General features: G+C 26.2%; 12 protein-coding genes, 2 tRNA genes and 1 riboswitch. Of the genes, 9 read left to right on the top strand and 5 right to left on the bottom strand.

Annotated elements, in window-relative coordinates; all coding sequences use genetic code 11:
• Positions 1-31 precede the first annotated feature (31 nt).
• Both KQI36_RS12245 and KQI36_RS12240 read left to right on the top strand, forming a co-directional pair.
• Positions 32-562 (top strand): hypothetical protein, encoded by a 531-nt coding sequence (locus KQI36_RS12245; protein ID WP_216451126.1) that lies wholly within the window; start codon positions 32-34, stop codon positions 560-562.
• A 63-nt stretch (positions 563-625) separates the two neighbouring features.
• Positions 626-740: riboswitch (FMN riboswitch) on the top strand.
• A gap of 102 nt (positions 741-842) precedes the next feature.
• Positions 843-1,421 carry an ECF transporter S component gene (locus KQI36_RS12240; RefSeq protein ID WP_216451125.1) on the top strand — a complete coding sequence of 193 codons (579 nt, stop codon included), beginning with the start codon at positions 843-845 and terminating at the stop codon, positions 1,419-1,421.
• Between the two features lie 62 nt (positions 1,422-1,483).
• Here KQI36_RS12240 and rimI read toward each other — a convergent pair whose 3' ends face one another.
• Genes rimI through tsaE form a run of 3 tightly spaced genes read right to left on the bottom strand, consistent with a single transcriptional unit; the run spans position 1,484 to position 3,088 of the window.
• Positions 1,484-1,930 carry a ribosomal protein S18-alanine N-acetyltransferase gene (gene rimI / locus KQI36_RS12235; RefSeq protein WP_216451124.1) on the bottom strand — a complete coding sequence of 149 codons (447 nt, stop codon included), beginning with the start codon at positions 1,928-1,930 and terminating at the stop codon, positions 1,484-1,486.
• Complete coding sequence (gene tsaB, locus KQI36_RS12230; RefSeq protein WP_216451123.1) at positions 1,923-2,630, bottom strand: tRNA (adenosine(37)-N6)-threonylcarbamoyltransferase complex dimerization subunit type 1 TsaB; 708 nt, start codon at positions 2,628-2,630, stop codon at positions 1,923-1,925. Before tsaB ends, rimI begins: the two co-directional genes overlap by 8 nt.
• Positions 2,627-3,088: a tRNA (adenosine(37)-N6)-threonylcarbamoyltransferase complex ATPase subunit type 1 TsaE gene (gene tsaE / locus KQI36_RS12225; protein WP_216451122.1), complete on the bottom strand. Its 462-nt coding sequence runs from the start codon at positions 3,086-3,088 to the stop codon at positions 2,627-2,629. The genes tsaB and tsaE overlap by 4 nt, the downstream gene beginning before the upstream one ends.
• A 739-nt stretch (positions 3,089-3,827) precedes the next feature.
• On the opposite strand from tsaE, the gene KQI36_RS12220 reads away from it, so the two are divergent.
• From KQI36_RS12220 to KQI36_RS12210, 3 genes are all read left to right on the top strand, one after another.
• Positions 3,828-4,448: a CBS domain-containing protein gene (locus KQI36_RS12220; protein WP_216451121.1), complete on the top strand. Its 621-nt coding sequence runs from the start codon at positions 3,828-3,830 to the stop codon at positions 4,446-4,448.
• A 94-nt stretch (positions 4,449-4,542) separates the two neighbouring features.
• A tRNA-Trp gene (locus KQI36_RS12215) sits at positions 4,543-4,618 on the top strand.
• Between the two features lie 134 nt (positions 4,619-4,752).
• Positions 4,753-5,367 carry a hypothetical protein gene (locus KQI36_RS12210; protein ID WP_216451120.1) on the top strand — a complete coding sequence of 205 codons (615 nt, stop codon included), beginning with the start codon at positions 4,753-4,755 and terminating at the stop codon, positions 5,365-5,367.
• Positions 5,368-5,456: 89 nt separating this feature from the next.
• Here KQI36_RS12210 and KQI36_RS12205 read toward each other — a convergent pair whose 3' ends face one another.
• Positions 5,457-6,377, bottom strand: coding sequence for an alpha/beta hydrolase (locus KQI36_RS12205; RefSeq protein ID WP_216451119.1), 921 nt, complete (start codon positions 6,375-6,377; stop codon positions 5,457-5,459).
• A gap of 448 nt (positions 6,378-6,825) precedes the next feature.
• On the opposite strand from KQI36_RS12205, the gene KQI36_RS12200 reads away from it, so the two are divergent.
• Entirely contained in the window at positions 6,826-7,434 is a 609-nt protein-coding gene (locus tag KQI36_RS12200; RefSeq protein ID WP_216451118.1) for a GNAT family N-acetyltransferase, read from the top strand.
• A gap of 256 nt (positions 7,435-7,690) precedes the next feature.
• On the opposite strand, the gene KQI36_RS12195 is transcribed toward KQI36_RS12200, so the two are convergent.
• Positions 7,691-8,890: an AI-2E family transporter gene (locus tag KQI36_RS12195; RefSeq protein WP_216451117.1), complete on the bottom strand. Its 1,200-nt coding sequence runs from the start codon at positions 8,888-8,890 to the stop codon at positions 7,691-7,693.
• Between the two features lie 274 nt (positions 8,891-9,164).
• On the opposite strand from KQI36_RS12195, the gene KQI36_RS12190 reads away from it, so the two are divergent.
• The 3 genes from KQI36_RS12190 to KQI36_RS12180 all read left to right on the top strand — a co-directional run bounded on the left by KQI36_RS12190 (position 9,165) and on the right by KQI36_RS12180 (position 11,888).
• A tRNA-Trp gene (locus KQI36_RS12190) sits at positions 9,165-9,240 on the top strand.
• Between the two features lie 669 nt (positions 9,241-9,909).
• On the top strand, positions 9,910-10,992 hold the full coding sequence (locus KQI36_RS12185; RefSeq protein WP_244991586.1) for an ABC transporter ATP-binding protein: 1,083 nt from the start codon (positions 9,910-9,912) through the stop codon (positions 10,990-10,992).
• Positions 10,992-11,888: an ABC transporter permease gene (locus KQI36_RS12180; protein WP_244991585.1), complete on the top strand. Its 897-nt coding sequence runs from the start codon at positions 10,992-10,994 to the stop codon at positions 11,886-11,888. The genes KQI36_RS12185 and KQI36_RS12180 overlap by 1 nt, the downstream gene beginning before the upstream one ends.

The raw sequence follows: 11,888 nt of genomic DNA, 5'->3' as shown, positions 1-11,888 counted from the left end.
GTTATTATATTTTTATTGGGAGAGAGATAATATGGAAAAGTACTTATTTGCTGGAATTTGCCATAATATAATCATATGTAAGCCAGATTTAGAAATACATAATATAGACTTAAACAAAATACAAGTGGATTTAGATAAAAAAGTTGATTTAGCTTTTTATGAAAAAAAAGAATCCAGTAAAGTCATATTATATACATTAAAAGAAGATATTTTACTTGAAGGATTTAAAGACTTTATTGAATCTCAGTTAAAAATGTACAATTTAAATGATGAGGAGAATAAAGAAATATTATTAAAATTGCAATCGGCAGAAGATGCTAATGACATAGTAAATATGGCTAAAACCAATGAATGCAGAGAAATAAGTTATGAAAGTGCTTTAGAACATTTATATTTAGAAGGTGGCAGGGATATTAGAATATGCTATGAGTGTATAGCATTTTTAAAAGAAGCATTCAGCACTGAAGTAAATAAAAATTTTCCTGAGTATATAGAAAATCTTATAAAAAAATCTGCACGATACAATCAAATATCTGGAACTATTAGAGTTTTTGTTGAGTAATGAACATTATATTGTTTTTTTTGAAAAATTAATATATAATTAACTTAAACAAATAAACAATTTAATACTCTTCAGGGCGGGGCGCAATTCCCCACCGGCGGTAAAGCCCGCGAGCCTTATGGCATGATTCGGTTAAATTCCGAAGCCGACAGTACAGTCTGGATGAAAGAAGATTAATATATGCGTTACTATAAGTATAGTTATGTCGCCCTAACATTTATGTTGGGGTTTTTTTATGCTATATTAATTCCTAGAAGTGTATAGTAGGAGGTATTTTAATATGAATAACCAAAAAAGATTGAACAAAATGATTAAAATTTCATTACTATCTGCTATTGCATTTATACTTATGTATGTGGAAATTCCGGTTATACCTGCATTCCCATGGTTAAGAATGGATTTAAGCGATGTTCCAGCGCTTATGGGTGCATTTGCTTTTGGGCCTTTAATTGGAGTAATAATAGAATTATTTAAAAATATTTTAATAATATTGTTTAAAGGAACAGCAACAGGGTTGGTGGGTGAATTAGCAAACTTTTTAGTAGGAATTTCATTAGTATTACCAGCATCAATTATTTATCACCGAAATAAAAGCAAAAAGACTGCTATTATAGGAATGATATTAGGATTTTTATCTATAGAAGTAGTTGCTATACTAGTAAATATGTATATATTATTACCAGCTTTCGGTATGCATATGGCAGGAAAAGAATTAATTAATTATATAGTATTTGGATTAATACCTTTTAATGGAGTAAAATCAATAATAGTTTCATTTACAACATTTTTATTATATAAAAGGTTATCTGTTACATTGTTTAAGGTAGAACCAATGCTTGGAGGACCTAAAAAAGTTTAATTATAGATATAAAAGCAGATTGAAAATCTAATCAATCTGCTTTTTATAATATTATAAAATTATTATATATCATATTTCCACATTATATAGCCATCTTCTTTAGGACTATCATAATAATTTTTCCTAATTCCTTCAACTTTAAAGCCATATCCTTCATATAATTTTTGTGCAGCAATATTTGAAGCACGGACTTCTAAAGTCATAGAATTGGCTCCAGCATTTTTACATTTTTCTAAAAGTGCATCCATAATAATATGGCTATAACCTAAACCCCTATAGTTAGGATGAATAGCTATATTAGTTATATGGGCTTCATCAAAAATAACCCATGCACCTGCAAAACCTATATGTTTATCCTGTAGTTTTAAAACTACATAATTAGCATAGGTGTTAGAAAGTTCTTTTTTTATAGATTCTAAACTCCAAGGGCTATGAAAACTTAGTTTGGAAATTTCTTCTATACCAAAAATATTATTTTCATTAATATTTTCAACTGACAAATTATCCATTGTTTTTCATGCGCTCCTCATATTCACGTTCAGCTTGAGAAAGTCTTAAATAAAGTGGTGCTGAAGTATATATATCATCTGTTATTCCTTTATTAAGAAGGTTTAATCCTACCTCACCTAAAGAAGAAGCTTTTGCAACATTTAAATGACATGGTGCAATATAGCAATTTGAAATAGAACTTAATAATTGATTTTCATATTTAAAAGTTCCATCACCTATAAAATAAACTTTTTTATTTTCCTCTTTAATCTTTTGTATAAGATCTTCTATAGATAAAATCATTGGCTCTGTCAAAGCCTTTAGACTATTATTTTCAAAATTATAAAGAGCAGTATATACATTGCCACGTAAGGCATCCATTATAGGACATATAATTCCATCAGCAAAATATAAATTATTTGCAAGTCCATCTAAAGTTGAAACAGACACAAAAGGTTTATTTAAAGCTTGTGCTAACCCTTTTATTGTAGACATTCCAACTCTAAGACCAGTAAATGATCCAGGTCCTTTAGAAACAACAAATCCATCAACATCATTTAATGTTAAATTTGTATTTTTAAAAAGTTGATCAATCATCGGCATAAGAATTGATGAGTGCTGTTTCTTATTATTAATATTAATTTCACCAATTATTGCATCATTTTTTAGTAATGCTGCTGTAGCACATTCTGTTGCACAATCTAAGCTAAGAATTATCATAGTGTTAACTCCTTTATATAATCATATCTTTTACCTTGATATTTAATAGTTACTTTTCTAAATGAAGATCCTAATTGAGGTACTTTTTCAAGTAATATAGTTAAGTTGTCTTCAGGAATTAATTCTTCAATGTAGTTAGCCCATTCTATAACGCTAACCCCATCACCAAATATATATTCATCAAAGCCAATAGCAGCTATTTCATCAGGATCGTTTACTCTATAAACATCAAAATGATAAAATTTTAATCTTCCATCGTCATATTCGTTAACAATGTTAAAGGTGGGACTAGTTATGCTTTCATTTATTTCAAGACCTAGGGCAATTCCTTTAGTTAAATGAGTCTTTCCAGTTCCTAAATCACCAATAAGGCAAATAATGTCCCCACTATTGCAAAGCTTGCCAATTTGAATACCGAGTTTTTGAGTTTCTTCTACAGTATTAACGATAAATTCCATTACGTTCACCTCATATAATATTTTAGCCCAAAAATAATAAAAAGAAAAGAAAATACACAAACTCTTAATTTTTTGTTGTTTTTATAATATATAAAATTTGTATATATTATATTTATAAAGCAATAAAGTAAAAATGTTACAAATTGAGTTTATTAAAATATATATTTTAGTAAAGATTTTAGACTGATTAACATAAGCTAAATAGAGCGATAAATTTAAAATAGTAATATACACTTGATATTTATATAATTTAGAAAATAATGTATAATTAAATAATATATAATATTTTGGATAAAATATAAAAAATAATGCTAAAAATATGAAAATTGCATTAAAAAGTGTTATTAATATAAATTTAAACTATAAGTTAGTATTTTATACACTAATTAAAGAAAGAATATTAAGAAAATATAATTGATTACGAAAATTACCATAACTATCCATTATACATGGTTTTATCTAACTTAAAAATAAGAAATACCTTTAGTATTATTAGGATTATATTCAGTAACAATTACCATAACTCTTAATTAAAATAATTAGAAATTTTGCATTCTTATAGTGAAACAGGCTCGTATTTAAATTTATTTGTGAAATAAAAAAAGCTTTAGTTTAAACATACTATTGCACTTAAGCTATTTATGAGTATGTATTCACTTTAGGGGTATTCAAAACCTATAAAACAAGATTTTGAAGCCTTATAAAAACTAAAAATAAAATAGTGATAGGGAGGAAAAAAATGTTTGTAAGTAACTTGATGTTAACCAGAGATAAGTTAATAACAGCTTTGCCTAAAATGACTATAGGTGAAGCTTTAGAGCTTATGGAAAAACACGGATTTCTATCAATTCCAGTAGCAGAAGGGGATAAATTTCTAGGTGTCATATCAAAAGAAAAAATCTATACTTATTATTATGAAAAAAGTGTAGAAAGAGAATGTCTTTTATCAGATTTTTTAGTTGAAAATGTAATGAGAACTGATGTTCCAGTTATAAAACCATTGGAACAAGTTGAAGAAGCAGCATATTTTTTAGAAACAAAAAATGTTTCTTTTTTAGCAGTAGTAGACAATAGGGAAGTATTTAAAGGCATAGTAACTCACTATGGAATATTTCATCAATTCACAGAATTGTTTGGTTTAAATAAGGGTAATCGTTTAGCTGTAATAGCTCATGACATTCCAGGTCAAATATCAAAACTATCTAAAATAATAACAGAAAACAAAGGTGACATAATGAGTTTTGTAGTAGTTGACCCTAAAAGTAAAACAGAAGTTAAGGAAATTGTAGTAAGATTAAGAACAGATAATTTCGATGAAATATTGTCAAAAGTTAAGTCAGCTGGGTTTAAAATTTTATAGCTTAAATAAAATCATGCCTAAATTTCAGGTGTGATTTTATTTTGAAAGTATATTGACAAAGCAATGAATATTATGCTAAAATATTTATTGTTATAGGGGTATAGCTCAATTGGTAGAGTAGCGGTCTCCAAAACCGTTGGTTCCGGGTTCAAGTCCTCGTGCCCCTGCCATTAAATCAGTAGCAAAGCTACTGATTTTTTTTATGCAAAAAATAAATAGATTTTAAATATAAGGAAATACTAAAAATAATAATATATAATTTGAAATTAAACATTGTATCACTAGTAAAAGGTGGTGTATTTCCGTGAATATTATTACTAAATGGGATTATTTAAAGAAAAGACATAGCCCACAACGAAAAAATATAAAATATTTAAAAAAATTATATAAGAAAAATAGTAAGTCAGATGAATTTATAATAAATTTAGTGTTATATAAATATGAAGACATATTTAATATTTATGATAATAGGCCATATCATAATAAAAAACTTAACAACGAAGTAAAAGATTTTTTGCAGCAAAGTTTTAGGGATATACCAAATCTATTTGATATAGAGTTAAGAATAACAATTTTAGATGAGAATAAAAGTGAAACAATGGAAAAAAATATAATTAGAGCAATAAAAAATACATATAATTTTGACTCAAAATATTTATTGCGAAATTTTAATAGAATGAGAATAAAAGTTATGATATACATTTTAATCGCAATAGCACTTTTAGGTGCAGGTTATATATTTGAAGAAACATCTTTGAAAAGAGTTTTAGTTGAAAGTGTAAGTATCGGTGGATGGGTATTTTTATGGGAGGCAATTCATATAGTTTTTATGGATAGATATGATTTACTATATGAATTAAATAATACAATGCGTTCAGCAGATAGTAACATAATATTTAACTATAGTAATAAAAATTAAAATACTAAAATATTATTTAGTGGGTGGTATAAATAACTATTAAAACTTTATACCACCCACTTTGGTGTGTAAATACTGAAATTATAATTCTATAATATATCATTTAAAAATTTTAGTACATCCAAATGAATATCATCTTTATTTAGTTCGTTTAAAAGCTCATGTCTTGCACCAGGATATAAAATCATATCTACAGAATTTATCCCATGTTTTATTAAACTCTTTTGTAATTTTTCAACACCTTTCCCCATAAGTCCAACAGGATCATCACTTCCACCTATAAGTAATATAGGTAAAGATTTAGGAATCATAGATAAATTCTCATTTTTATGATTACATTTTAATCCCTTTAATAAATAATAAAAATAAGAGTTTGAATGTATCGCTCCACATAAAGGGTCATCTATATATTTATCAACCTCTTCTTTATTTCTAGTAAGCCAATCAAAATTTGTTCTTATAGGTTTAAATTTATTATTAAAATTACCAAAACTTAATTTATCCATAAATTTAGCAGGGGTTTTCTCACCATGTTTTTTCATTTGATATTTAGCTAATTTTTCAGCAAAAGAAAATAATAGTTTTTGATTCCCATTACTTCCACACAAGATTAAACCATTTAATTCTTTTCCGAAAATCTCAGAATACCTAAGAGATAAAAAAGAACCCATACTATGGCCAAAAAGAAATATAGGAAGATTAGGATTTTCTTTTTTTATTAAATTAGTTACATCTTTTAAATTATCTACCATTAAGTGAAAAGCATCGCCTTTTCCCATATAACCTAAATCATTAGGACTAGTTTTACCATGACCACGATGGTCATTTGCGTAAACAATAAATCCATTATCATTTAAAAATTTAGCAAAATTATTATATCTAAGTCCATGTTCTGCCATACCATGAGAAATTTGAACTATTCCTTTAGGAGAAGAAACATCACAGTCCCATTTATAAATATGAATATCTTTATCTTTTTTATCCTTTATAAAAAATGTACTTAAAGTCATAATATCAATCCCTTCTATAGTTTTAATACTAATAAATTTTATGATTGATTATATTGGAATAACTCAATTATCTCAATAGATAGATATATATACAACTAGTTAATTAAATTTATATATTGATAAAATTTTTAAGTGTATAAATTAAAATTATAACGTGCACACTATATAATGTATGAAAATATATTAATTTTAATAATCGTAGGTAAAAAAAGTATATTAAAACTAATTATATAGTATAAAACTACACATAATATAATAAAGTTTACAAAAAGTTAGTTTAAAAAATCAGAAAATTTGATATAATATAAATATAGAAAAAATTATACAAAATTTATGATGTAAGCGTTTTTTGTAGTACATAAATAAAGTTTATAACATATAATACATAAAGTTTACCGCTGATTAGAATACAAAATTAATCATTTAGTATAGGCGAGGGGGAAGTGTTATGCCTGACAATTTGATAGACTATAAGGACTTTAGAGAAAGGTGTTTTTCAATATTTCCAACTATGGAAACTGAAAGATTTCTATTACTAAAATGTGATAAGGCCTATGAAAAAGATTATGAGAGTTTATTATCAGATGATGAAGTTATGAAATACTCAGGAACTGAAATTTTTGATTTAAAAAAACAAGTAAAATTATATTTAGAGCATTTAATAAATGATTATAACAATAAAAAAGGTATACATTGGGTAATCATTGATAAAGTTCATTATAAATTTATAGGAGAAATAGGAATATATAATTTAGATTTGTATTCTAATAGATGTGAAATAGGATATACCATATTAAAAAAATACTGGAGAAACAAGGTAGCTACTGAATGTATAAAGAGGGTTTTAAAATTTGCATTTAAAGAATTATATATGCATAAAGTTGTAGCAATCATAGATATTAACAATGATCCATCTATTAAATTAGTAGAATCATTAGGCTTTAAAGAAGAAGGAATGCTTAAGGAACATTATTATAACTACAAAGAAAAAAGTTATATAAACGTTGAACTTTGGGCTATGATAAGAAAAGAAGAACTTTATAGCAAAGTAATGTAATAAAAAGAGATTTAAAAATAATTTATGTTATTTTTGAATCTCTTTTTTATTAGTATAAACGGCAAAGAAAATTTAATTTCTACAGGTATAGGTTTATGCATTGTAAAAGAAATTTCCAATAAGTTAAATCATAGGGTTTCTATACAATGACATTATAAAAAGTACGCAGAAGTTACTATAGAGTTTATAAAATAAAGTTTTATGGCTATACAAAAATAACAGATTAAAATAGATATTTTAATCTGTTATTTTTAAATTAATTACTAGAATTATCATCTTTTCTATTTGAAGAAGATTTAATACCAGAATTCTTTTTAACTTTTATATGACTAATATCAACTTTATAATTATTAATGGCATCAACTAACTTAGGGTTTTTATTTGTATATTTATTTAAATAGCGTTCATAATAAATTTTTAAAGCTCCAGCTATAGGAATAGCTATAAGCATACCTATCATTCCATAGAGCTTTCCACCAACACTAAGTGCAAGTAAACAAGCTACAGGGTTTATGCCAATACTATTAGATGACATTTTAGGTCCAAGCCAATTTCCATCAATTTGTTGTAACACAAACAGCCAAATTAAAACTATTAAAGCTGTCATCGGATTGAAGAATATGTTTAGTACTACACCAAACACTATGCCGACAAAAGGTCCAAAGTAAGGTATCATGTTAGTTATACCAAATACTACCGAAATTAAAACTATATATTGAGATTTTATAAATATAAGGCCTATAAAACAAGCTATTCCAACTATAGTAGATTCTACTGCTCTGACCCATAAATAAGTACCTAACATATAATTTACAGCGTGGAAAAATTCTAAAAGTTTTTTTCCTAATCTTTCTCTAAAAATTATAAACAACCATTTTCTTGAAGACTTAACAAAGGTTTCTTTATAAAATAAATAATAAACAGCTATAATTAATGCAAATATCCAATTAACTATGGATAAAGTAACAGTTACTAATGATGCTAAAGCTGTATTAAAGAAAGTTGTAGACCAATTACCAAGGTTTTCTAATATATTAATTTTATTTGCAATTTCCATTGTGAGTTCACTATTTATAACATTATTAAACCATTTTTCTGAAACTCTAACCATCTCAGGTATAGAGTTAATAAGAGTTGTAATATTAGAAACTATTCCTGGAATTAAGTAAATTGCACAAAGTACTAAAACAAGTGTTACAAGAATCAAAGTAGAGAGTAAACTTAGCCCTCGTGATAAATTAAGTTTATTCTCAAAGACTTTCATTATAGGATTAAGCACATAAGCAATTATTGCAGCCAATATAAATGGCCAAAGTATACCTAACAATAAATCATATAAGTTAAACAATATATAATAATTATCTATAATTTTAACGCCTATGTACGCACATAAAATAAGCAATAATATATAAAGATTAGCATTAAATTTTTCTTTTAAATCTTTAAATCTGTTCAAAATCAACCCACCTTTAAATTTTTTGAATATTAAAAACTTTAATTATAATTAAAGTTGAAAGTATAAGAAATATTAATCTGAATTAAATATATATCTATTTAAAACTATTTTGTATGCAAAACTTAATATTTATACCAATTTATATTTAAATTTATATTTCTTATCTAAAACTATAATAATACAAAAGAGAGTTTTATTCTATATAAAAATAAATTTACTTAATATTGACATAATCTATACAAAATGTTAATATAACAAATGTGCTAATTAATATAGGGGTATAGCTCAATTGGTAGAGTAGCGGTCTCCAAAACCGTTGGTTCCGGGTTCAAGTCCTCGTGCCCCTGCCATAAAAATCAGTAGTTTTTACTACTGATTTTTTTTATGTAAAAAAAATATAACAAAAAGAAAATAAATGTAGAATTTTATTTTCGCTTTTGCTATAATCAAAAGTAATGATTTTTATTAATATTTAATGGCATTTAAATGTTATATGGTTTATTTAAATTCTACGTACAGATTTAGACATAGAATTTAAATTGTAGACTAAAAAGAGTCAGATAAAACAATATTTATTTTAAAAATCAAAAATGTCTTAAAACTAAATATATTACATATGCTATATATAACTAAGACTATGGATTTTAAATAAATTTAAGTTTAAATTTTACAAGTAAATTTTAATTTTACAAGTAAGTTTTATTTTTTATAATAGGTATATTTACTAATATGGAAAAATTGTTGCAAAACAATAAACCAATTATTAAAAATAGATACGAGAAGGGGTTAATTATGTTAGGTTAACACTTTAGAATTTATTCTAAATTTATAAATTAGTTCATAATCAATTTATATTAGCTAATGCTGAATAAGTTATGAGTACTAATATCCCCTGCAATAAAAATGCAAGGGATTTTTATTTTGTTAAGAATTAGGTATATTAAGGGAAAAATGTTATTTCCGGTATATTCCTTAAAAAATATATAAATGAAAAATATTAGAAAGCAGGGGTGATTTTCTTGATTGATGTAATGGTTCAATTAAAAGGAATAAGCAAAGGATTTTTAGAAAGCGATTTTTTGGCAGTAGATAATATCTCCTTAGATATAAGAAAGGGTGAATTTCTAACTGTTCTAGGACCTAGTGGCTGTGGCAAAACTACTACACTAAGAATGATAGCAGGATTTGAAAATCCTACAAATGGTGAGATTTTTATAGACGGAGAGGAAATTTCAAAAGTACCACCATATAAGAGATGTGTAAATACAGTTTTTCAAAGTTATGCACTATTTCCACATATGAACATTTATGAAAATATAGCATTTGGACTAAGGGTTAAAAATGTAAAAGATAGTGAAGTAAAAGAAAAAGTGCATGAAATGCTGAAAATGGTTCAACTTGAAGGCTTTGAAAAAAGGATGCCTAGCGAACTTTCAGGAGGTCAAAAACAAAGGGTTGCAATAGCAAGAGCGGTAATAAATAATCCGAAAGTATTACTTTTAGATGAACCTTTAGGAGCTTTAGATTTAAAGTTGAGAAAACAAATGCAGCTTGAATTAAAACAGCTTCAAAGAAAACTTGGAATAACATTTATATATGTTACTCATGACCAAGAAGAGGCACTAACAATGTCAGATAGGATAGTAGTAATGAACAATGGGGTTATAGAACATGTGGGAACACCTTCAGAAATTTATGAAAAACCTAGAACAAAATTTGTGGCAAACTTCATTGGTGAAACGAATTTATTTGAGGGAACTGTGTTAGAAAGAGGAGAAGAATTATATCTTGTAGATAACAAATTTGGAGAAGATATTCTCATAGGACACACTGAGAATTCTATTACTGAGGAAATTTGTTTAGCTATTAGACCAGAAAGGATAAAACTTTCTAACAATATAGATAATGGAATGGTCGGAATAAAAGTAAAAGTAAAAGAAAGAATTTATAATGGTTCTGTAATAAAAACTGTTGTTACAACTGAAAATGGAACAGAGTTTATTGTAGCAGAGCCTATAAGTCAAGTTTATTCATTAGAAGAGCAGAATAAACCACATATATTTGCTATATGGAATCCTAAACATGCAGTGGTGGTTCAATAATGTTAAAGAAAACAAAGGAAGTTAATAAGCTTCACAAAAATAGAAATAAACTAAAATCACTATTAGCTACAGTAGGACCCGTAACTTTGTGGTTAGTGACTTTTTTTGTTGTGCCACTTACAATTGTATTTTTGTTCAGTTTTCTATCAAGAGGTGAATACGGAGAAGTTCAATTACCTTTAACAATAGAAAATTATAAAAGACTGTTATCGCCAATATATTTACAAATACTTTGGAAAACAGTTTTAATAGGGATTTTAACAACTGTTGGATGTTTAATTATAGGGTATCCATTTGCATATTTCATTGGAAGAGCGAAAAAAAAGTATAGGTCTATATTATTACTTTTAGTAATATTACCATTTTGGACAAATTCATTAGTTCGTACTTATGCATGGATAATACTTTTAAGGACAGAAGGAGTAATAAATACATTATTACTGAAGATTGGAATGATATCATCACCAATCCAAATGTTATATACTGACGGAGCTGTACTTTTAGGTATGGTGTATATTATGTTACCTTTTATGATACTTCCTATATATACATCAATTGAAAAATTAGATATGAGTTATATAGAAGCAGCTAGTGATTTAGGAGCATCACCAGTTAAAACTTTTAAAGATGTAACATTACCGCTTACAAAACCAGGAATAATAGCTGGATGTATGCTAGTGTTTATACCAACTTTAGGATATTTCTTTATTTCTGACTTGATGGGTGGAAGTAAAACAATGTTAATATCTAATTTAATAAAAAATCAGTTTTTAACATCTAGAGATTGGCCTTTTGGGGCAGCTATAGCAGTAATATTAATATTACTTATGTTAATAGCAATAGGACTATATTTTAAAGCAACAAAAGGTAAAAATGCCTCTAAGGAGGTTTTATAA

The sequence above is a fragment of the Clostridium senegalense genome (genome assembly GCF_018916625.1).
GTDB lineage: Bacteria > Bacillota > Clostridia > Clostridiales > Clostridiaceae > Clostridium_J > Clostridium_J senegalense.
This window is presented reverse-complemented; position numbering and strand designations above follow the sequence as displayed.